We start from the raw sequence: 19,600 nt of genomic DNA on the forward strand, positions 1-19,600 counted from the left end.
ACCAGCAACAGTGGGGCAGGGCTTGACTTTTATATATAAACACACCGGTGTGTTTATATATAAAAGTCAAGCCCTGCCCCACTGTTGCTGGTTTACCACACTCATTTTTATTCTATTGTCAAGCTATTTTTTATTATTCTAGCCATTTTTTTATTTAATTACAGCTTCGCCCCTCATTTTTATACTTTGCTTTTATTATACTGTTACTTCGTCCGCTCTGCTCTCGGATTTTTGCCCCTTTCATCACCTTTTGTTGCATATTTTTTATAAAATTCTCTCTCTTGTTTTTATTTTAGTGTTGACCGTCTCGCCAGCCTCGTGTACTTTTATAAAAACAAACAGAGGAAGCCAGCCAATGTTCACGAACGAAGACCGCATTTCATCTGTCGCCCCTGCGATCAAGGCATTCGCCGCCGCCATGGGATTGGATGACTCGCTCGATGCTGACGGACCCGAATCCGTCGCGGGCGATATGATCTGCAACATTCTCCATTGGGTAGCCAGAAACCATCCTGACGGAAGGGCCGCCGCTCTCGTGGCTCTCCGATACGGTGCCGCCCACTACACCAGCGAATCATACATCGACTACACCGCTGATTGGGTTGATGAACTCGGCCCCGAAGCCTTCATTGAAATCCATGCGTCCTGCAATGGTGAGGTCTGGCACACTCAGACCGGCGAGGAACGCGCTGCGCTCATTTCCACCTATCCTCTATAAGGCTCCGCAACCATGACCACGCTGCACCCCGATCATTTTCCCTCCTTGCGCGCCGCAGCTCGTCGGCCTGATCAGTTCGATAAGGCCGTCTATGCGATTGCTGACGGCGTTGCCTCCGGCTCGATCCGTAACATCGTCTTAAAGGATGCCAAGGACACGCTCTCCCGCGCCGTCGATGCTGGCTGGGAAAAGGCCGTCGAAGACCCATTCTTCTTCGCCGGGCGCTATCAGCAGCAACCCGAGGCGGTCTACACGTTCTATTCCAGCTTCACCGTCATGTACCTTCACGACATGCTGGCAGTGAGCAAGAAGCTCGCGAAGACCAAGCTCGAAGGCGCAGCCATAGACGCTATGCGCACCTTCGCGGCCGAGGCCCTGCCTCTGGCCGAGGCCGTGGCCTCCCTAAAAGACAAGGTGATCAAGGGGCGCGCTCCGAGCACTGGACCGGCGAAGCCCGTCAACCCCAATAAGATCGTGAAAACCTGCCCTTGCTGCTTCCGGCAGATCGCCGTCACCGATGGCACGATGGCTCATCACGGCTATCAGCGGCCCGGCCACGGCTGGCAAACTGCAAGCTGCCCCGGTATCCGCTTCAAACCCCTTGAGGTTTCCGACGAAGGCCTCGTGTGGCTCGTTGGAGCCACCGAGAAGCGCCTTTCCGATCTGAGCCGTGATCTTGGTGCTGCCGACACCTGCACCACGCTCCCGTACCGCGTAGCGAGCCGCCAGATCGTCCAGATCGATCCCACCGACGCACGCTGGCCTCGCACGCTATCGATCTACAAGGCCAACCTTGAAAGTGATATTCGCTTTGTCGAGACTGACTTGTCGCACCTGCGGAAGCGGCTGGAAGAATGGAGGCCGCAGCCGTGAACGAGAAGCCCGTGAAACTTGGCGATATGATGGTCTCCGGCGCTCCCCCGGCCAAGCTGATCAAGGCTGCGGCCGTGATCGCGGAGGCCCTGCATCCGAATTTCGAGCGCCTTTCTCTCCGTAGTCGCGATAGCTGCGTTCTTTCGTCCCTCGCTGTTCGGGACTTCCTGTTCAAAATCGGTTTCCGCAGCGCGGAAGTCGTACCTGTCGTCTTCGTGATCCGTGCCGATCAGGACGGAAAAGAGCTACACTCGCTCGGTATCGGCGATCCATACGACAAAGGGGTTGACGCGGCCGGGCGTTGGTCCGGCCACATGGTCGCACGATTGCCAGACGAGGGTTTCCTGATAGACACCACTCTATTCCAAGCGGCGAGGCCGCAATGGCCTGCCTTGCCCGGCATGGTGCTGCTGCCGCTCGCTCCTTCGGGCCAGCCCGTCTTCGGTCTCTCACGTATCTCCGGCTTTGAAATGACTGCTGACGATGGTCGGGCAGTCGTTGGCATGTGGCTCGAACAGCCTCGCAACAAGCGATGGCGTGGCGCGCCGGACACCGGCAAGCGCAGAAGAGAGCCGGTCGTTGGTGCGCTGGTCGAGCGCTTCGGCTCGTGGTCCAACTAAAATAAAAAAAATGGCCCGCTGCCGGGCCATTTTTCATTACCATCTGCGATTTTGTTCCTCCGCCCGCCGCTGATCGTCCATCCGCCGTCGTTCTTCCTCCTGTCGCCGCTGATCCTCACGGCGTTGCTCTTCACGGCGTAGTTCCTCAGCCCGGCGCTGGTCCTCGCGGCGCTGCTCTTCCATCCGTCGCTGCTCTTCTCTCCAACGATCATCATTCATAAGCTAGGCCCTCACATTGCAAGTAGCTGACTGGCTGGGACAATTGCCAGTCCCTTCCCTTTGAGAATAGGAAACCGATTGCGCACATGCTCTTCACTCGCGCCATGAACCAGCGCAGTAGTCCCGTACATGGCAAGAAATTGAGCCATCTCAACATCGTCGCGAACGATATGCGCTTCGTTACGCCTTGCCGCCACGGCCTCTAATTGGAGCGCTGATCCAAATATGACTTCGGCCATATAGGTCTCTCCTTTCAGAAGGGAATCTCGTCATCATAACGGCGATCATAGTCGTCAGTGCCACCCTGTTCCTGATCCTCTGACTTATCGCCGCCCGGTGCCGGGCCTAATTGCACGGCACCGCTATAGCGCTGCAAAACAACTTCGGTTCTATAGCGATCCTTACCTTCCTGATCTTGCCATTTGCGAGTCTGCAACTGGCCTTCGACATAAATCTCGCGGCCCTTTTTGCCGTACTTCTCCACATAGGAGCACAGATGTTCGTTGAATATAACGACATCATGCCACTGCGTATTCTCCCGACGCTCTCCGCTCTGTTTGTCGCGCCAGAAATCAGAGGTCGCGATACGAAGAGTTGCGACCGGCTTTCCATCATTCATCCGGCGAATTTCAGGGTCTAATCCCAAACGCCCCTGTAGAATGACCTTATTGATATTGATCGCCATCGATATTTCCTTTCATGCGGCACGGCCGCCCAAGATTTCGTTCGATCATTAATCTTTGAGTGCTTCTATCTATCGGCTACTTCGCGGGATTCTTACCCGTCCGTTTTCCAAAATGTCGGTAGAGCGTCCTCTGGCTAAGGCCTGTGCGCCGAATGACATCATTGATGTGGAGATCGAGGTTGAGGAACAGCTTGCGTGCTTCCTCAAGGCGCTCTTGCGGCACTGAGGGCGCGCCGCCCTTCTTGTCCTCCGGGCGCTTGGCGCGCATATGCGCTGCCAGCTCGTTCCGAAGGCCATTATATCCTCTGAACACAAAGGCGATGGCCGCACTTGCGTCAGGATGCCAGCGCACAGCTTCCTTTGTCGCCGCATCGATCACTACGGCCCCTTTCTCGTTGATCGCGCGCAGCGTCTCCTCGATATCCACCACGCCCGTGCCAAGGCGCGAAGCGCTGGCGACATAAACGGTATCGCCTGCGGCGAGACTATTGATCATCTCTGTGCGCTGCGGGGTCGGGTCCACGTACTCGGTTCTCCGGCGAGTGGCGACCTGCTCAACGAAAATCTTGCCCGCTTTCGGCAAACCAGCCGCGTGCAAGGCCTCTTCCTGTTCCTCCTTCGAGGGGGCCGCCTTTGCCAGCCGTATATATCCAATGTTCATTCCCGAACGCCCTTGCGGTAATGGTTGCCGTTTCTTTTATGATTGACAGCGTGTCAAAAGTCGTGTGTTGTGTCAAACACTAAACTAATGACACTTTGAAAGCAATGGAGATCGAAATGCAGGCCAAGACCTATCGCCTCGGTTCCAGCGAAATGGTTTACGCCCCCGGCGTGATCGCTTGGGCCATCAACGGCTATGCTTTTGAGAACGACCGAAAGGTTCTGCTCTCGCTCGTTTCGGAGACTTGGGGCCTTCCCGAAGCGACAGCGCATCGCCTGTTGAGCCGTGAAATCACCTATACCATTGAGGATCAAGCGGTGGTGCTTATCGATTCGGCCAATGCCGCAGGCTCCGGCTCCGTCCATTGAGACGGGATGCCACAACATTTGTGCCCGACAATTCCTAGCTTAGCCGGAGCTACCCGATGCACTACACCGCTGAACAGACCAAAGACGGCCGCTGGCAGGTAGTTCACACCAGAAGCGGCATGACCTACGGACAGCCCGTTTCGTCGCCTGATGACGCCCAAAAGCTGGTCATCGAGGCCGAAGCGGCTGCGAATATCCGCCGCCTTACCGAATGCCGCACAGGCTCCTGTTCGATCTGAGATGTAACGCCCTCAGTTGTTCCTCATCGTCCACTTTCCGTCCATCTTGACGAAAACAGCGTGCATGGCCTTCTCGGGGCCTATGGCCGGGCCATTCTCACCCTGCCGCACCGTGAGTTTAAACGTGCAATCGTAGATGTCGCCAGTCTGGTTACAGGTCGAGTTGGAAACTCCATAGTGGACTTCGCCGCCTCCGGTGGCAGCACCGATCAGCGCCTGAGCAAACGGGTTGCCCGATATCTGCTGCTGAGCCTGCGAGAAGGCATTCTTAAATGCCTCACTGATATCCGCATCGGATGGCGCGCTACCGCCGCAGCCTGTTAGAATGACTGGTATCACAACTAAACATAGTCTCAGCTTCATATTGTTCTGCGTCCCTCACCAACTTCGGTTCTACATGAAATATTCCGCAAAAATTATATGTGAAACGATCACCTGTCTATCGAAGCCTATCGATACACCTCTTTTCCGGCATTTAAGCGTTGCAGCCTCGCTTGCCGCGCTGCTGTCACTTCTCCCCTCAGTCGAGGCCAACGCCTCTCCTTGGCCGATCTGCGGCGCGGAGCGGCGTATCACATGCGTGGTCGATGGCGATACTTTCTGGCAGGATCGCGTCAAATACCGGATCGCGGATATTGATGCTCCTGAAAGTGGCGAGCGAGCACAGTGCGAAGACGAGCGCATTCTTGCGGGGCTGGCAACGCAACGGCTCAAGGAGCTGCTCGACAGTGGCGGCGTCCAGTTGAAATCGCTCAATCGCAAGGACCGCTACGGGCGTGTTCTAGTCAGGGTGTTCACCAATTCCGGTGACGTTTCCCCGCAGATGATCTCCGAAGGGCTTGCTGCGCCGTTTGGCAAACCGGATCGAGGTCGATGGTGCCGATCATAAATAAATGCGGCGGGTCGATGACCACGCCCGCCGCACGCTAGTGCTAGCCTGCTCCTGCTAGCATCCGCTATCAAATCAGGGTTTGGGCGCACTCGGCGGCGGCGGCGGTGGAAGTTCCCCTTGGGGCACCGCTGACCGGTGTTTCTCCTGCCTTTGTTCATCGGGAATGAACCGCGTATCGGTCGAGCTGCGAACAGAACTCGGGTTAGCACGCACCAGTTCTTCCGCACGGGCCGCTGAAACAGTCAGGGCAATGGAAACTGCCAAGCTCCACAGGAGCGGGGTTTGAGTCATGTAGATAGTCTCCCTTCGCATTCGTCTCAGCCTATGACGGCCGAGCCGCGCCCGTTATTCGGTCCAATATCGGCCTCCTTACCCTATAGATGGTCCGGTCGGGCGATGCGCTGCTGCTCCCACAGGGGATGCCCCTTCGGGAGCTTTCACGAACGAACGAGCGTTCTCTGCTTCTCTGTGTTCGAATGCAGGGCGGTATATGGCAATCTCCGGGCCGCTCATACCAACCTCCCGCGCCAACCCCTGCCAATTGTCTCCGATGGTATGGGCCATCGATCCGACGAGCTTGGCCGCCTCGTCGGAATCTATCTCGAAATAGAAAGCATACTCCATCAGCATCGAGATCGAGGCATCCGGCGCAGCAGGGTCGGCAATGGCTGTTTTCAGCTCCTTAAAGCGTTCGGGAGCTGGATTGACATCGAACGCCGGGGACAGCCGCCAGCGGCCGTCGCCGGCATAAAGGAAGCCGTGGTTTTTCAGGTGATCGTCAACATTCGAGACGAGGATCGTGAAGGCCACTCGCTGGAACAGCTCTTTCAGCTCCGTATAGGGTGATGCCGCCTGCTCGCGGATCACATCGGCAAGGTTTAGGTATGTGCCGCCGGTCGCGGCCGGGAAATCCATCATGGTCTGTGCGGAAATGTAGGGCACCCGGCCGGTGGGCGTTCGGTCGAAGCGCTCGATGATCGCCACCGGCAGGCTCGCACTCATCTCGATCCGCGCCTTGGGCGCATCGAGACCGCAAAGCCGGGCGAGCCGCAACGTCAAGACCTCCGCTCTCTCGACTGGATACGTGTCATGCTTTGATGTGAACTTGGCGATGGCAAGAGTGCCATCGCTGTCGATGATCGAGCACTTGGGGCGAGCGCCGCCCAATGAACTGCCGATCTGCCGGAGACGCCGGAGCGCCGCCGCCTCGGGCGCATCGCTCTCAGCATTCGATATGGCGGCGCTGAGCTGGTCCAGATGCAGGAGGGGTGGGATAGGATGCCGACCATTCGGCGCAGCCGACAGGAACGGGGAGCTGTCCTCTATGCCACGCACGCGCAACGCGCCCACGCGGCTGAAATCGTCCACGGCCGTGAGAAAGTCGATCTCCGAAAGAGGCCCGCTATTTGTGCCGCTAAGCCGCGAATCCTTACGGATGATATTGCGGCCCCATGAATCGGGCGTCGTGTCGGCTATAGGTGGCGGTAGCGGCGATCCGTGCTCACCTGCCGCCTTGAAGAACTTCCGCTCGCCGTCGAGCGTCAACGCGGGAGCGATGGCGAAGCCTCGCGAATGATCGAGCCAGCTCGCGGCATACTGGAAGCTCGAATGCTCGCGCCCCCCGGCCGTCTCGAACCACAGGGTTCCGACCTCCAGCCCCGCATCACCAATGCAAACCTTGAACGCACTTTGAGCCATCAGAACGACACCTTGTCGGAGCCGCCCGAGGGTTCCTGCGGCTCGGTCTTCTTTCTCTTTCCCTTGCCGTCGCCTTTCGGCCGGACGCGTTGAGGAAGGGCATTCACACCAAGCGCCAACCCGATATCATCCTTGGAGATATCCAGCATATCCGCGATCCTGTTGTGCTCTCCGAGCGTCACCAGAACCATCGCGAGCACACCCAGCGAAACGCCACCGTCGCCCTTTTCGAGGCGGCGGATCGTCACCACATTTACGCCAGCGCCATCGGCCAATCGCTGCTGGGTGAAGCGTCGTTTCTTGCGTGCAATAGCAATGTCGCTTCCGAGCTTATTCAGCTCGGCTTGCGCGCGGAGGGAGGGGACCGGTTTTCTGCTCATAATAACGCATATATACACCATTACGGCATGGTAACGCTACATATAAGTGCGCTTATCGGTCGTCGGCACCGCAGGGGAAAAAACCGCCGTTCTCGGCGGGCAAATGGCCGAAAACGATGCTCAGTGACGCTCAGCTCGACGAAAATGCGCGTTCGTTGCGCGGACCGGGTTTGCGCTCAAATTCCCGACCCGGCCACAGGAATGCCCGCTCACGGCGAGCCGAATGCCGAAACCCGCGCCACGCGGCCACGCCGCGGAAATTTCGTTGCATTTACGGCCGGATGAACCGGGCAACTGGTGACTGCGAGCGAAGTCTCAGCATCCCCATGCCCTGCCGCCTTTCGCAGCGCTTCGGCGATGACCGCTCGGTCTCGCCCGGCAATCGGCGGCTGCCGCGTCGCGTGCCGGCCGGCACGCGAGCAGCGAACTCATAAGCGGATGCTCGCATACGCCCGGATCAACCCATAGAGGGATCGCGCGACGCCGAGTTCGTGGCAAGCTCAGGAGAAACCTGGCCGCCGCGGACAGTCTGGCGACGCCAGGCTCGCTGCGCGGTTCGTCCATTTAGAAGGTTACAAAAAACCCGCCGATTCGGCTAGAATTCCGCCCATGGACTCAAAGCTTAATTCGCGCCAGATCAATGACTTGCCGTCAGCCGACGGCATGCGAATGACAGCCTCTCTCGTTGCGCACAATGTCGGGAAGCGCACCTTTCCCCGTTCTGCTCGACCACAGGACACATCTGCGATGTCGTCAAAACTGCCTTTCTCCGCCCAGAACCTCGCTACGGAGCGGACCGACGACGATCTCCCCGACATCGTCGACGTGGTGATGGCGATGGGCCGCGCACCGGACGAGCCGCAGGCTGAAGTCCCCTCCCTTCCCCTTGCAGTCGCCGCCAATCCCCGCCTGCCAGCACATCTTGAACGGCTTGCCGACCGGGCCCGCGACTATGTCGAAGCGGCGAGCTCGGCCAACACGCGCCGCGCCTATGCCGCCGACTGGAAGCATTTTGCCAGCTGGTGCCGTCGCCAGGGCGTCGAGGCACTTGCGCCCGATCCGCGCCTTGTCGGGCTCTACATCACCGCCTGTGCATCCGGTAAAGCCGCCGGCGACAGAAAGCCGAACGCGGTGTCGACCATCGAGCGGCGGCTGTCGTCGCTGACCTGGAACTATGCCCAGCGCGGCCAGCCGCTCGATCGCAAGGACCGCCATATCGCCACGGTGATGGCCGGCATCCGCAACAGCCACGCCGCCCCGCCGCGGCAGCAGGAGGCGATCCTGCCCGAAGACCTGATCGCCATGCTGGAAACGCTCGACCGGGGCACGCTGCGCGGCCTGCGCGACCGCGCCATGCTGCTCGTCGGCTTTGCCGGCGGCTTGCGCCGCTCCGAGATCGTCGGGCTGGATTGCGGCCGCGACCAGACCGAGGACGGCCGCGGCTGGATCGAAATCCTCGACAAGGGCATGCTGGTGACGCTGCGCGGCAAGACCGGCTGGCGCGAGGTCGAGATCGGCCGCGGCTCGGCCGACGCCACCTGCCCGGTGGTGGCGCTCCAGACCTGGCTCTCGCTGGCCCGCATCGCCCATGGCCCGCTGTTCCGCCGCGTCACCGGCCAGGGCAGCAAGACGGGCGCCGAGCGCCTCAACGCCCAGGAGGTCGCCCGCCTGGTCAAGCGCGCCGCGCTCGCCGCCGGCGTGCGTGGCGATCTGGCCGAAGGCGAGCGGGCGCAGAAATTTGCCGGCCATTCGCTGCGCGCCGGCCTCGCCTCCTCGGCCGAGGTCGACGAGCGCTACGTGCAAAAACAGCTCGGCCATGCCTCAGCCGAAATGACCCGCCGCTACCAGCGCCGCCGCGACAGATTCCGCGTCAACCTGACCAAGGCATCCGGGCTGTAAGGCGCCCTCCCGTTAACCAAAGGAATAGCGCCTTTGACCAGAAAGTGCAGCTCAAGAATCCGGCGCAATCAGCCTTAAAGACGGAAAATAGGTGCGGTAACGACTGACATCGCGGGTCAGCAGAGAAAGCTGACTGACTGCCGCATGGGCACCGATGAAGAAGTCCGGCAACACGCCGGTGCGCGATCCGCCCGCACGCCTATATCTCGTGAACACCTTGCCGGCCAGAAACAGTGCTGCCCGTGGCATCGGCGCCATCTCTAGACTGGCCTCGTCGAGAAACTCGTCAAGATCCTCAATCCGGTCATAACGAACGGCAAGCTCGGCGTAGACGACATCGTTGATCACCAGCGGCCCAGCGAGGCTGGCCGACTCAAGCTGCGCAACCGACCAATCAGCCCAGCGCTGGTCATCCGTGACGAGGTCAAGCAGAACGTTGGTGTCGACGAGCGTCACGCTTCACCGCGCGTCAGCGCCATAATCGCATCCGTATCGAGTCCTTTACCGGCATGGCCGCGTAGCTTGGCGAAGCGGCTAGCAGGCTGGCTCTTGTCTGCGCGCGCAAGCACGACGCTGCCATCAGCGGCGCGGTGAAAATCAACCTTGCTGCCCGGCACGATCCCCAGAAGGTCGCGGACCGGCTTCGGGATGGTTACCTGACCTTTGGCTGTGACTGTCGTGGTCATTTCTGTTCCTCGGTAATGCTAGTTCTCTGTAAGGTATTACCGCAAGGGCCGACTTTCAATGCCTGGCTCGATCCGCTCGTTCTCCGCCGGAGAAACGGCTTACAAATGATCGCTTATCCATTCCCCGCGTGTTTGACCAACGCCTCTCCACGACGTCTTTGGCTCGCAAAGCGACCGGAATTCTCAAGTCTCTTCGGTCCGGGGAACGCCCGCTCTTCCATGCACGCACTCAACCTGCCATCCTCGTCGACGCCCCGTTGGCTTTCAACGCCGCCATCAGCATTGGACCGACCGAAAACGCCCCTGCCCTCGCCTTTCCTGTCAGGGCCCGCAGATAGCCGCCCGCTGAATGGATGTGCTGCGCCCTTTGCAGGATGCAAGCGACCACCACCGCCGCCGTTTCCTGACCCATGACTTCACAGGCCTCCTCGTAAGCGGATGGCGAAACCCCAAGATAGCCGCGCACCTGGGCCGCCGTCGCCATCAAGTCGCGCCAGTTTCCTATTCCGTCGACGGCGTAGTCGATGATTTCCGGGCAGGCTCTCAACACAAGCCCCAGGGGATATCCTTTCGGCGGCTCCTGCAGTCGCGTGATTGGCTCAACGCTCGCCTTGCTTTTTTCCAAAGCGAGTTCAAATTCAGTAGGGGTGTCGGTGTTTGAATTAGATTGCTGCGGCTCATTATGGGACTCATTGGCGCTCGGATTCGTAACTTTCATGAACGTTTCCAACAAGATATCCACTTCTTCGCGCAGTGCAGCCAGATCGGCCCCGGCGACCTCCAATTCGGCCAATGCAGCCTTGCGGGGTATCGCAGCGACAATCTCACGGAAACGCCTCCAAAGTTCTCCCCAGTTCCCGGGAACACCCTCGTCGATCGCCGTCTCAATCAATTTGCCAATGTCGCGCCTATGCAGCGTGATGCGTTCGCGCATCAGCTTCAGTGCCCGATTCTCGGCCCGAACCCGCTCGGCAGCCAGTTGGAACTCCTCCGAGCGGGCCAACAGCGGTGCCAGAGAAAACCCGAATGCATCCTCCAGCTCCCCTCCCCTGCCCTTGCGGGCATAACGTTTGCCGTTCGGACTGTCTCGCCGTGTGATCAAGCCACAATCCAGCAAAGCCGCCAGATGCCGCCGGAGAGTAGCATTCGCCATTCCGTGCGCCCTCAATGAGAGCTGCCTGTTCGACGGAAACACGATCAAGCCGTTTTCTTCCGACAGTTCACTGTCCGGATAAAATGACAGCAGGGCCGCCAGGACCGCCAGGGCGCGGTCACCAACACCGATGATTGATTTCCCCTCACAGAGATCCCGGTAAGCCTGCCATTTGTCGACCGCCATCCCCTCGGGGATTTCTTGTGAACTGATTTGCGCTTGTAAAAGGGCAAGCGTCATCGTTCGCCCACCGAAGGGCGTTGTTCCCAGTTCCATTCTCTTCGCCTTCAATCAGGCAAAAGAACCCTGCTCGCCGAATCGACGTTCAAACGCTTGACACTGATTCGTGGAAATGCGATTCTCGGTCAGCTACTACGGAGAAGGGCTTCCACGACGAAAGTCGCTCGGGGGCCTTTTTCTTTTGCGGTTTCTAGTCTCCAGTTGCGAACGCTAGCTGACTTCTTGAAACGAGCCCAAGCGATTGTCAGCTGACAATTTTACGAAGCAGCACCCTTACGGGTGGTCTCGAATTCCCTGAAAAGCGCATCCAGACGGCCTTCCAGGAATGCCCCGAAGGCTTTATCCGTGGTGGTCAACCGCCATGTCTCGCCATCGCTCTCAATCGAGCCGACGCCTGATTTAACGATCGGCAACTTTGAATGCTGGTCCCCTTCTCCCTTCATCAACGAAGCAGCAGCCAACGCCCACTTGAAACGGGTATCGCTGTCAGCCTGCCTAAAATCCTCCCGCTTAATGCGGGCTCCAACCAGCAAAGCGGCATCGGCATCCTTCAGTGCCTCCGCAAGCCTCAGCCAACGAGGCCGTCCTGCCTTCATTGCGGGGCCGATCGCATTGATGATGTCCCGGTCGACCGAATTGGCGACCGTCAACAGACGCGAAAGTTCGGGCTTATCGACGCCCAGCGCGGCGCAGACGGTATCCCTGTCAAAGCCTTGGGCATCGAGCTTCGATGCGAAGACGGCGCGCTCGATAAATGAGAGATCAACCCGCTGCCCGTTCTCCTGGCCCTGCGCAATGACCATCTCTATATCGGTCAACGGGCGAACGATGGCCTTCACTTTTCGCCTGAGCTCCCGTGCAGCGCGAATGCGGCGATGTCCGTAGGCAGCTTGGTATCGCCCCTGCTCCAGCGGATGCAGGCGGACAAGGACAGGCACCTGTTGTCCGCTGGTCTCGATAGCGTTCTTCAAGTCGGCGAAAGCTGGATCATCGAATGAAGACAGCCTATCTGAAACAATCGAGGCATCGATTGTTGAAGGATCAAGTTCGAGCACGTTCTCGCTGTTCGCCAACGCCTCCCGCAGAACCTTGGCTTCGGCTGCTTCCTCATTGAGCCGGTTGAGGCCCATGTTCAGCGCCTTGACGGCTCCCGCAGGCCGTTGGTGGGGCAACGACCCGTCAGGTGCCGCAGGCCTGCCCGCATCCACCAAGCTTTTAAGGATATCCCGACCTTTCATTCGGTCGCCCTCCCCCATGCCTTGAGCACGAGTTGCTCGATTTCAGAATTGACGCTGTCCATGGATTCCAACGCGCGTTCGTACGTCTGTCGATGCATGGAATCTTTAGTGGCCTCGTAGATGGTCTGCTTTGATAATCCGGCATCGGAAATGGCTGTAGATTTCACCATCATCGCCGTCAGCACACGCTCGCCGAACAAATTCCGCAAAAAGGCGACAATTTGCGCCTGCGGAGCATCGTTCGGCTCGTAGCGGGTGACGAGATAGCGCATCCAATCGTAGTCGAGATTGCCGCCAGCTTCTTTGACCACTGACAGCAGGTTAGAGGTCATCGCCAAGAATTGATTCATCGACGCGATGTCAAGCATCTGCGGATGAACGGTGATCAACACCGAGGTCGCAGCACAAAGCGCAGACATTGTGAGAAATCCGAGTTGCGGCGGACAGTCGATCACAACGACATCGTAGCGGTCGTCAACGGATCGCAAGGCTTCCGCGACGCGCAGGAAAAACATGTCGTCCGCGTGTTCCCTGCTTGCGAGAACTCGAGGAGTGTCATGTTCGAATTCGTGGAGTTCCAGATTCCCGGGAACGAGGTCGAGACCCGAGAAATACGTAGTCCTGATGATGTCGGACAGCTGCCGCGGTTTGTCATAGCAGATGGCACCATAAAGTGTCTGATTTTCACCGACATCGAACTCGGGCTGATAGCCGAATAGGGCGCTCATGGACGCCTGTGGATCAAGATCAACCGCCAGGACACGATGGCCATGTAGTGCCAGATATTGGGCAAGATGGGCTGCCGTAGTAGTTTTTCCGCTACCGCCCTTGAAATTGGTGACGGCGATGACTTGTAGATGATCGCCTGATCTGCGGTTAGGCAAATAGGCAGGCTTCGAATTCCCGAGGAAACGGCGGAGTTCGTGCACATGTTCGAGGGTATACGCACGGCGTCCGCCAGCCGTCTTGTCGGGGGAGGGGCCTTCTGCGGCCAAGGCCAAGTGCCTGATGTAGCTCTCGGTAACTCCGATCAGCTTGGCCACTTCTGGTGATGAAAATCTGCGGAGTTCCTTTTCGGCCGAGGGCGGGAACAGGCGTTCGCGCAGCATTTGGAGTTGCGATCCCAAGGCTTGAGAATCGCTCCAAATCGTCTCTTCAATGGACTGCGGAGCGATTACTCGCGCGTTCGCAAGATTAGCGGGCGAAGTTGTCATTCACGATATTTCCGACAAATGGGGTACTTTTGCGTGAACGTGTCCGAGTCTGCCCGCACCGTCAAGGAGTATTGAGTTAATAAAAAGTTAACCGGAATCGTTCACCCACCGGCAAACGATAATTGTCAGCTGACAATTGATTCGCGCGATATCGGCTACTCGAGAGCGGCGATCAGAACTCGGCGTCAATGCCAAGTCTAGCCATTTGAACCAGTTTAGCATCCCGCCATCCATCGTCGTGAAGCCCTCGTTCTCCGGTTGCTTCGTCAGGAGTTGGAGCCGAAACATCGCCCCGCTTTCTACCCTTCAAGTGGCAACTGCGGGTGCTCTCGCCTAGGACTTTCTATCGGCCGCCACGGCTACTAGCAGGATACATTGCCATCTCGCGGGGGCTTCAGGAAACCCGCTGTCCGAACGATCGCGCATAGGGATTTCGGAAGCGTGGGGCAGGGGACAGGCGTGGCGGGAGGCTATCCGTAACGGCTAGATCTGATGCCAAGGAAGAAAAGAGAGGCCGTTGAAAATATAATCAGCAGCGCCCTGTCGGAGGTCGGTAAAAATTGGACGGCTTCATCAAACCATTCTTAATTAGCAAAAAGGCCGCCCAGAAGCCGCCCTCCATACTCAGCCCGCTGAATGCGTATCTTCCTGGCGGAGAGCAGCTAGATTTGACGCCCAGTGTCGAGAGCACCTGAGGCCGATCATCTGGTTTGCTGAGCGCCGGTTAGCACGCGAAAGCAGTAGCGTCATACGCCGGAAATATTCAAGCAAACAATCGTGGCAGAAGGCCGCACATCATTGCTTTTTATCTGTGAGTTCCTACTTTGAACTCATGGCACGCTATCCAAGTCAGAACTTTTCAGGAACTCGCACTCAGGCGCATGATCGCGCCCGGGGCGAAGTTGCACGCGCCTGAATATCAGGCGCACGTACCGTCCCGGGAGTTGCACCAGAAAAGCAAATCCAGCCGCCTTCGGCGGCGAAGGGAGTCCGTCAATGCATTACTACCGATCAAGCCTTCACTGCCATCACTGCGCCGGAAGATGGCCGAGAGCCGCCATCCGATGCCCGTGGTGTTTCACGGAGCAAGCGTCGTCCTTGCCGCGGAGGCCATCCGGGATGAAACGCCACATTCGGGCAATTGACCGAATACACACTCAGCCGTCGGCAATGTAGTTGCCAATCCGGCGCCGCGCCGTTGAATGCGTCCGAGGTATGGGAGGCGGGCGATGCCCCAGAAGCCTCCATTGGCTTTCGGCCACTCCAGCTCGATTGACATCACAAATTGATTTAGAATGGATTTTGGCCATTTTGTTCTCCGTTGGCATAAAAAGGAGGGCCTCGTGATCACTGGGTCGCAATGCCGTGCTGGACGCGCACTTGTCGAAGTTACCCGTGCCAAGCTGGCCAGCCGTTCTGCCGTTGATGAAGCCGTCATCGAACAATTCGAGCGCAAGCTTGAGCAACCGGCGCCGGAGACGATTGCAGCCCTCAAGTCGGCACTCGAGACGCTCGGCGCTGTGTTCATCGAGGAAAATGGCGGCGGCATCGGCGTCCGGTTGAAATTTACCGAATCCGACGCCAAGCGGATCGCTCGCCTGGAGGGGGAAGGCGGCATAGTCGCAACCAACAGGGTCCCCTGAATTCCGTTCGACTTCCGATAGCTGAATGGCGGGTGTTGCCGCAGCGATGGATGACCGTGGCTGCGGCTGTCGCTGACCGACTTCCTGCGCAGGGGCGCGAAGATCGCCCCGCTCGTCGCCTTGTCCTGGACGCCGATTGCACTCTTCTGCCAATGGTCTGCCCCCTGAAAAGTGGTCCTCCGTGAAGTAGGCTATTGAGCCTTGGAGAGGACGTTGGAATGCCCCAGAAGAAGCACAAGCCCGAAGAGATTGTCGCGAAGCTACGCCAAGTGGATGTTTTGCTTTCACAAGGCCGATCGGTTGGCGAAGCGGTTCGTTCGATTGGCGTGACGCAGTTTACGTACTACCGGTGGCGCAAGGAGTTCGGCGGCCTGAAGGGAGATCAGGTAAAGCGTCTCAAGGAGCTCGAGAAAGAGAACGACCGGCTGCGCAAGGCCGTGTCGGACCTGACGCTCGAGAAGCTAATCCTGAAAGAGGCTGCCTCGGGAAACTTCTGAGCCCTTCCCGCCGTCGCCGCTGCGTCGACCATGTGATGTCGAAGTTCTCTGTTTCGGAGCGCTTTGCCTGCAGGGTTCTCGGCCAGCATCGCTCGACGCAGCGCAAGAAGCCGCATGGCCGACCGGATGAAGAGGCGTTGACGGCAGACATCATCCGACTGGCCTCGCGCTACGGACGCTATGGCTATCGCCGGATCACGGCGATGCTGCGGTCCGAGGGCTGGATGGTGAACGCCAAACGCGTTGAGCGCATCTGGCGGCGGGAGGGGCTGAAGGTTCCCCAGAAGCAACCGAAGAAAGGACGGCTCTGGTTGAATGACGGATCATGCGTCCGGCTTCGGCCCGAGTATCCCAACCATGTCTGGTCCTACGACTTCGTCGAGGGCCGGACCCACAATGGCAGGAAGTTCCGCATGCTCAACATCATTGACGAGTTCACCCGGGAATGCCTAGCGATCCGCATCGATCGTAAGCTCAACTCGACCGACGTCATCGACGTCCTATCCGATCTGTTCATCCTGCGCGGGGTGCCCGGCCATGTTCGTTCCGACAATGGTCCGGAGTTCATTGCCAAGGCCGTGCGGGAGTGGATTGCCGCTGTCGGCGCGAAGACCGCCTTCATCGAGCCGGGAAGTCCTTGGGAGAACGGCTACTGCGAGAGCTTCAACTCGAAGCTTCGCGACGAACTGCTCAACGGTGAGATCTTCTACAGCCTCGCCGAGGCAAAGATCATCATCGAGGCTTGGCGGCGCTACTACAACACCGAGCGGCCGCACTCATCGCTCGGATACAAACCACCGGCCCCGGAGACCATTGTCTGGCCTGCACCGCCACGGCGATCGGCACCACCATCCGCCCAGGCAATGGCGGGAAAACCGATCATGCATTAAGACTGAAACCGGACCACCTTAAGGGGTCAGGCCATCGCGACGAACTGCTCAACGGTGAGATCTTCTACAGCCTCGCCGAGGCAAAGATCATCATCGAGGCTTGGCGGCGCTACTACAACACCGAGCGGCCGCACTCATCGCTCGGATACAAACCACCGGCCCCGGAGACCATTGTCTGGCCTGCACCGCCACGGCGATCGGCACCACCATCCGCCCAGGCAATGGCGGGAAAACCGATCATGCATTAAGACTGAAACCGGACCACCTTAAGGGGTCAGGCCAGTCGAGCGAGCAATCAGACCTCAGGCCATTACGAGAAAGAACTCACTCTTCGCCGGCAGCGACGGCGGCGGAAGGACCTGGGCAACCATCGCCACGTTGTTGCAGACTGCAAAGATGAATAACATCGATCCGCTTGCCTGGCTCGCCCAGACCCTCGAGCGCATGGCCAATGGCTGGCCAAGCTCGGAAATTGACGCGCTCATGCCGTGGAACTACGCCGCCTGAACGGCCTCAGCTTGCCGCTTACTTTCCGACAATGGTCGCGTCGTCCTGATGGAGAAAGCGGACAGGCCCGCTCGTCGACCATCGCTCGCGCCGAGACTACCAATATTCCCTCGACCTCGGTGGAACGCTCGACAACCAATCCGGCCGGGATCAGGGTAAGCACCCGGTGAGGCCAGACCGGATGGTTACGGATCAGAGACGACAAACGCAATCTGTCCGCCATGGTGCTGATTCCCCTCAGAAAACAGCACCACCTCGCCAGCCAAATTCATCGAATGTGAGTCAGACCCCATTTTCAGAGACCAAGCGTCAGTTGGAAACGTTTGATCGTGAATTGCGCCAAGCCAATGCTGCCTGGAGCCCCTGCTCACTACGTATTCGGTTGAAGGTATCGCCTTCAGGCCCGCCGCTAGATTCGATAAAAATGTCCAGTTCCAACGATTGCAGTAACGCCTGCCTCAGTCCCATTATCTCGTAAGTTCTATTGATAGCTTTCTTCGTGAACATCACCGACGATGAAGCCGCTGATGCTATCTTGGTTGCTGTGGCAATCGCACTATTCAGCACCTCGTCGTTCGGAGTAACGCTATTGACGATCCCCAACTGCAAAGCCCTAATCGCAGTAAGACGATCCTCTCCAGTTAGAAGAAGCTCTTTCGCTTGTTTTGGTCCCGTAATCCATGGGAGTAGCATCGCTACGATACCCGAGCCAAACCGAACTTCCGGCTCGCCCATTAGTGTTGATTCAGCTGCAATGGAAATATCGCAAGCCAGGGCCAGTTCAAACGCCCCACCGATGCAATGACCGTGGACCGCGGCTATCGTCGGTTTAGGACTATCCCAGAAACGAAGAATTAGATCGAGATCGGCTTCGAGCACAGATCTCCATCGAATAGGATCCATGGGGCCTCGTTCGGCGGCGGCTTTGAGATCAAAACCCGCCGAGAATGCACGTCCCTCGCCAGAAACGATTGCAACTTTGATAGCGTCGTCACTGTCTACTCGATCCATTGCGAGATTGAGTTCGCTGACCATTTCCGGATTGATAGCGTTCAATGAGCGAGGGCGATTGAGCGTGATGAACGCAATTCCGTCGGATACCTTGAAGTTAATGGTAGAAAAATCGACATCTTTAGTCATTTCAGCAAGAAATCCATTCGCCATGGCAGAAGCCGGGTCATGATAAACCCGGCTCCACGATTTATTTTGAAACATCAACCAAGCTGGAACTTTTGCCACTCGGCTTCGTATTTTATCACATACGCGGACACTTCAGCATCGTTTTGAATAACTGCATCCTTTATGTTGTCAGGATGGGTAACAATAAACTTTGCCTGCTCCGAGGTTGCCCTTGCGGAAACATCTTCAAGAATAGGACCGTAAGTCCCAACCGGAAGCAGCCGCTCTTGTGAGCTAGGAGACACGGCGTAACTGATTAGCTCCATCGCTAGGTCACGGTTGGGCGTCCCCTTTGGCACTACAAAGGCGTTGCCCCAGGCAATAGCATCCTTGAAAGTCATCGCAACTGGCGCACCCTCATGGATTGCAGCAGCCACTCGCCCACTCCACGCCATGGCCATTGCAACCTCGCCAGTCGACAACAATTGGGGCGGCTGAGCTCCTGCTGTCCACCAAACAGACACGTGTGGCTTGATCTCTTTGAGTTTGGCAAAGGCCAGCTTCATTTTCTCTTCTGTAGCCGGATAAATCTCTTCTTTGGAGACACCCGCTGCGCGAAGAGCAGCTTCGTAGTTATACCAGAGCCTCGAATAGAGGCTTCGTGGGCCAGGGAAGTCCTTAACATTCCAAAAATCTGCCCACGATTCCGGGCGCGATCCCTCTGGGAACGCATCAGTGTTGTAAGCGATTACCGACGCACCTGTGGTGGTATAGACGCCGTATTCGGTTCGCCAATACGGAGCCACATGATCAGCCTTCACAATGGAGTAGTCGACCGGCTCCAGCAGATTGGTATCTTTTCCCGTATAGATAAAATATCCACCTACGGTGACAACATCCCAGTCAACCGCATTGGCTTCAACCATTGCCTTCAGCTTCGCGTAGTTTGTGGGAGAGACATTGGCGATCTCGATGCCTTTCTCCTTGGCAAACGGGTCAACAAACGCCATCTTCTCGACTTCTGAGAGCGCACCACCCCACGAGCAGAACGTAAAGGGGCGGCCTTGCGCCCAACTGCGCTTACCGATCGCACTACCGAATGCTGAAGCCGCGCCCAGCACTGCACCAGCATGCAAAACGTTTCGACGTGTAATCATTCAA

22 protein-coding genes and 2 pseudogenes are annotated in these 19,600 nt (G+C 57.9%); 11 read left to right on the forward strand and 13 right to left on the reverse strand.

The genetic code is table 11. The features are described 5' to 3' along the window. The first annotated feature begins 355 nt into the window (after window positions 1-355). From DY251_RS19550 to DY251_RS19560, 3 genes are read left to right on the forward strand one after another with little or no spacing between them, the layout of a single operon-like run. Window positions 356-718: a hypothetical protein gene (locus DY251_RS19550; RefSeq protein ID WP_116625598.1), complete on the forward strand. Its 363-nt coding sequence runs from the start codon at window positions 356-358 to the stop codon at window positions 716-718. Window positions 719-730: 12 nt separating this feature from the next. After that, window positions 731-1,591, forward strand: a complete 861-nt coding sequence (locus DY251_RS19555; RefSeq protein ID WP_116625599.1) for a hypothetical protein — start codon at window positions 731-733, stop codon at window positions 1,589-1,591. Next, window positions 1,588-2,211: a hypothetical protein gene (locus DY251_RS19560; protein WP_147307484.1), complete on the forward strand. Its 624-nt coding sequence runs from the start codon at window positions 1,588-1,590 to the stop codon at window positions 2,209-2,211. The genes DY251_RS19555 and DY251_RS19560 overlap by 4 nt, the downstream gene beginning before the upstream one ends. Before the next feature lie 230 nt (window positions 2,212-2,441). Here the strand turns inward: DY251_RS19560 and DY251_RS19570 are convergent, their stop codons facing one another. From DY251_RS19570 to DY251_RS19580, 3 genes are all read right to left on the reverse strand, one after another. Beyond that, on the reverse strand, window positions 2,442-2,669 hold the full coding sequence (locus tag DY251_RS19570) for a hypothetical protein (RefSeq protein WP_116625602.1): 228 nt from the start codon (window positions 2,667-2,669) through the stop codon (window positions 2,442-2,444). A gap of 14 nt (window positions 2,670-2,683) precedes the next feature. Further along, on the reverse strand, window positions 2,684-3,115 hold the full coding sequence (gene ssb, locus DY251_RS19575) for a single-stranded DNA-binding protein (protein WP_116625603.1): 432 nt from the start codon (window positions 3,113-3,115) through the stop codon (window positions 2,684-2,686). A gap of 76 nt (window positions 3,116-3,191) precedes the next feature. After that, window positions 3,192-3,776 carry a recombinase family protein gene (locus DY251_RS19580; RefSeq protein ID WP_116625604.1) on the reverse strand — a complete coding sequence of 195 codons (585 nt, stop codon included), beginning with the start codon at window positions 3,774-3,776 and terminating at the stop codon, window positions 3,192-3,194. A 116-nt stretch (window positions 3,777-3,892) separates the two neighbouring features. Between DY251_RS19580 and DY251_RS19585 the strand changes: the two genes are divergently transcribed. Together DY251_RS19585 and DY251_RS19590 are read left to right on the forward strand one after the other, a co-directional pair. Further along, complete coding sequence (locus DY251_RS19585; RefSeq protein WP_147307485.1) at window positions 3,893-4,144, forward strand: hypothetical protein; 252 nt, start codon at window positions 3,893-3,895, stop codon at window positions 4,142-4,144. Window positions 4,145-4,200: 56 nt separating this feature from the next. Continuing rightward, window positions 4,201-4,383 carry a hypothetical protein gene (locus DY251_RS19590; protein ID WP_116625606.1) on the forward strand — a complete coding sequence of 61 codons (183 nt, stop codon included), beginning with the start codon at window positions 4,201-4,203 and terminating at the stop codon, window positions 4,381-4,383. A gap of 12 nt (window positions 4,384-4,395) precedes the next feature. Here DY251_RS19590 and DY251_RS19595 read toward each other — a convergent pair whose 3' ends face one another. Next, entirely contained in the window at window positions 4,396-4,746 is a 351-nt protein-coding gene (locus tag DY251_RS19595; protein ID WP_116625607.1) for a hypothetical protein, read from the reverse strand. 34 nt (window positions 4,747-4,780) lie between these two features. Here DY251_RS19595 and DY251_RS19600 point away from each other — a divergent pair, with 34 nt between their 5' ends. Then, window positions 4,781-5,272 carry a thermonuclease family protein gene (locus DY251_RS19600; RefSeq protein ID WP_116625608.1) on the forward strand — a complete coding sequence of 164 codons (492 nt, stop codon included), beginning with the start codon at window positions 4,781-4,783 and terminating at the stop codon, window positions 5,270-5,272. Window positions 5,273-5,644: 372 nt separating this feature from the next. Here DY251_RS19600 and DY251_RS19605 read toward each other — a convergent pair whose 3' ends face one another. Further along, window positions 5,645-6,973 carry a type II toxin-antitoxin system HipA family toxin gene (locus DY251_RS19605; RefSeq protein ID WP_116625609.1) on the reverse strand — a complete coding sequence of 443 codons (1,329 nt, stop codon included), beginning with the start codon at window positions 6,971-6,973 and terminating at the stop codon, window positions 5,645-5,647. Beyond that, a complete protein-coding gene (locus tag DY251_RS19610) occupies window positions 6,973-7,353 on the reverse strand; it encodes a helix-turn-helix transcriptional regulator (RefSeq protein WP_116625610.1) in 381 nt (126 codons plus the stop codon). Before DY251_RS19610 ends, DY251_RS19605 begins: the two co-directional genes overlap by 1 nt. A 747-nt stretch (window positions 7,354-8,100) precedes the next feature. Between DY251_RS19610 and DY251_RS19615 the strand changes: the two genes are divergently transcribed. Further along, window positions 8,101-9,252: a site-specific integrase gene (locus tag DY251_RS19615; protein WP_116625629.1), complete on the forward strand. Its 1,152-nt coding sequence runs from the start codon at window positions 8,101-8,103 to the stop codon at window positions 9,250-9,252. Between the two features lie 51 nt (window positions 9,253-9,303). On the opposite strand, the gene DY251_RS19620 is transcribed toward DY251_RS19615, so the two are convergent. The 5 genes from DY251_RS19620 to repA all read right to left on the reverse strand — a co-directional run bounded on the left by DY251_RS19620 (window position 9,304) and on the right by repA (window position 13,783). Next, window positions 9,304-9,708: a type II toxin-antitoxin system VapC family toxin gene (locus DY251_RS19620; RefSeq protein WP_116625611.1), complete on the reverse strand. Its 405-nt coding sequence runs from the start codon at window positions 9,706-9,708 to the stop codon at window positions 9,304-9,306. Further along, the gene (locus DY251_RS19625) at window positions 9,705-9,938 is read right to left on the reverse strand and encodes an AbrB/MazE/SpoVT family DNA-binding domain-containing protein (RefSeq protein ID WP_116625612.1); all 234 of its coding nucleotides are present in this window, start codon (window positions 9,936-9,938) and stop codon (window positions 9,705-9,707) included. Before DY251_RS19625 ends, DY251_RS19620 begins: the two co-directional genes overlap by 4 nt. Window positions 9,939-10,167: 229 nt before the next feature. After that, window positions 10,168-11,367 (reverse strand): plasmid replication protein RepC, encoded by a 1,200-nt coding sequence (gene repC / locus DY251_RS19630; RefSeq protein WP_116625613.1) that lies wholly within the window; start codon window positions 11,365-11,367, stop codon window positions 10,168-10,170. Window positions 11,368-11,588: 221 nt separating this feature from the next. Continuing rightward, window positions 11,589-12,569 carry a plasmid partitioning protein RepB gene (gene repB, locus DY251_RS19635; RefSeq protein ID WP_116625630.1) on the reverse strand — a complete coding sequence of 327 codons (981 nt, stop codon included), beginning with the start codon at window positions 12,567-12,569 and terminating at the stop codon, window positions 11,589-11,591. Further along, the gene (gene repA / locus DY251_RS19640; protein ID WP_116625614.1) at window positions 12,566-13,783 is read right to left on the reverse strand and encodes a plasmid partitioning protein RepA; all 1,218 of its coding nucleotides are present in this window, start codon (window positions 13,781-13,783) and stop codon (window positions 12,566-12,568) included. The genes repB and repA overlap by 4 nt, the downstream gene beginning before the upstream one ends. A 1,343-nt stretch (window positions 13,784-15,126) precedes the next feature. On the opposite strand from repA, the gene DY251_RS19650 reads away from it, so the two are divergent. From DY251_RS19650 to DY251_RS19665, 4 genes and pseudogenes are all read left to right on the forward strand, one after another. Beyond that, window positions 15,127-15,426 (forward strand): XRE family transcriptional regulator, encoded by a 300-nt coding sequence (locus DY251_RS19650; protein WP_116625631.1) that lies wholly within the window; start codon window positions 15,127-15,129, stop codon window positions 15,424-15,426. A gap of 218 nt (window positions 15,427-15,644) precedes the next feature. After that, a protein-coding gene (locus DY251_RS19655) for an IS3 family transposase (protein ID WP_116625616.1) occupies window positions 15,645-16,813 on the forward strand; the annotation gives its coding sequence in 2 pieces (ribosomal slippage) (window positions 15,645-15,909 and window positions 15,909-16,813; 1,170 coding nt in all). Between the two features lie 35 nt (window positions 16,814-16,848). Beyond that, window positions 16,849-17,061: pseudogene (locus DY251_RS19660) on the forward strand (integrase core domain-containing protein); the annotation flags it as partial. A 34-nt stretch (window positions 17,062-17,095) separates the two neighbouring features. Next, a pseudogene (locus DY251_RS19665) lies at window positions 17,096-17,320 on the forward strand (transposase domain-containing protein); the annotation flags it as partial. A gap of 309 nt (window positions 17,321-17,629) precedes the next feature. On the opposite strand, the gene DY251_RS19670 reads toward DY251_RS19665, so the two are convergent. After that, complete coding sequence (locus DY251_RS19670) at window positions 17,630-18,559, reverse strand: enoyl-CoA hydratase/isomerase family protein (RefSeq protein ID WP_245416048.1); 930 nt, start codon at window positions 18,557-18,559, stop codon at window positions 17,630-17,632. Continuing rightward, on the reverse strand, window positions 18,535-19,596 hold the full coding sequence (locus DY251_RS19675) for an ABC transporter substrate-binding protein (RefSeq protein WP_116625617.1): 1,062 nt from the start codon (window positions 19,594-19,596) through the stop codon (window positions 18,535-18,537). Before DY251_RS19675 ends, DY251_RS19670 begins: the two co-directional genes overlap by 25 nt. Window positions 19,597-19,600 lie beyond the last annotated feature (4 nt).

Source organism: Mesorhizobium denitrificans, assembly GCF_003403035.1.
Classification (GTDB): domain Bacteria; phylum Pseudomonadota; class Alphaproteobacteria; order Rhizobiales; family Rhizobiaceae; genus Mesorhizobium_G; species Mesorhizobium_G denitrificans.

Coding starts and splice junctions, on each gene's coding strand:
- DY251_RS19605 (WP_116625609.1), bottom strand. CDS start 6,973: ATGGCTCAAAGTGCGTTCAAGGTTTGCATTGGTGATGCGGGGCTGGAG.
- repA (WP_116625614.1), bottom strand. CDS start 13,783: ATGACAACTTCGCCCGCTAATCTTGCGAACGCGCGAGTAATCGCTCCG.
- repC (WP_116625613.1), bottom strand. CDS start 11,367: ATGGAACTGGGAACAACGCCCTTCGGTGGGCGAACGATGACGCTTGCC.
- DY251_RS19595 (WP_116625607.1), bottom strand. CDS start 4,746: ATGAAGCTGAGACTATGTTTAGTTGTGATACCAGTCATTCTAACAGGC.
- DY251_RS19615 (WP_116625629.1), top strand. CDS start 8,101: ATGTCGTCAAAACTGCCTTTCTCCGCCCAGAACCTCGCTACGGAGCGG.
- DY251_RS19600 (WP_116625608.1), top strand. CDS start 4,781: ATGAAATATTCCGCAAAAATTATATGTGAAACGATCACCTGTCTATCG.
- DY251_RS19610 (WP_116625610.1), bottom strand. CDS start 7,353: ATGAGCAGAAAACCGGTCCCCTCCCTCCGCGCGCAAGCCGAGCTGAAT.
- DY251_RS19585 (WP_147307485.1), top strand. CDS start 3,893: ATGCAGGCCAAGACCTATCGCCTCGGTTCCAGCGAAATGGTTTACGCC.
- DY251_RS19570 (WP_116625602.1), bottom strand. CDS start 2,669: ATGGCCGAAGTCATATTTGGATCAGCGCTCCAATTAGAGGCCGTGGCG.
- DY251_RS19580 (WP_116625604.1), bottom strand. CDS start 3,776: ATGAACATTGGATATATACGGCTGGCAAAGGCGGCCCCCTCGAAGGAG.
- DY251_RS19625 (WP_116625612.1), bottom strand. CDS start 9,938: ATGACCACGACAGTCACAGCCAAAGGTCAGGTAACCATCCCGAAGCCG.
- repB (WP_116625630.1), bottom strand. CDS start 12,569: ATGAAAGGTCGGGATATCCTTAAAAGCTTGGTGGATGCGGGCAGGCCT.
- DY251_RS19590 (WP_116625606.1), top strand. CDS start 4,201: ATGCACTACACCGCTGAACAGACCAAAGACGGCCGCTGGCAGGTAGTT.
- DY251_RS19675 (WP_116625617.1), bottom strand. CDS start 19,596: ATGATTACACGTCGAAACGTTTTGCATGCTGGTGCAGTGCTGGGCGCG.
- ssb (WP_116625603.1), bottom strand. CDS start 3,115: ATGGCGATCAATATCAATAAGGTCATTCTACAGGGGCGTTTGGGATTA.
- DY251_RS19550 (WP_116625598.1), top strand. CDS start 356: ATGTTCACGAACGAAGACCGCATTTCATCTGTCGCCCCTGCGATCAAG.
- DY251_RS19555 (WP_116625599.1), top strand. CDS start 731: ATGACCACGCTGCACCCCGATCATTTTCCCTCCTTGCGCGCCGCAGCT.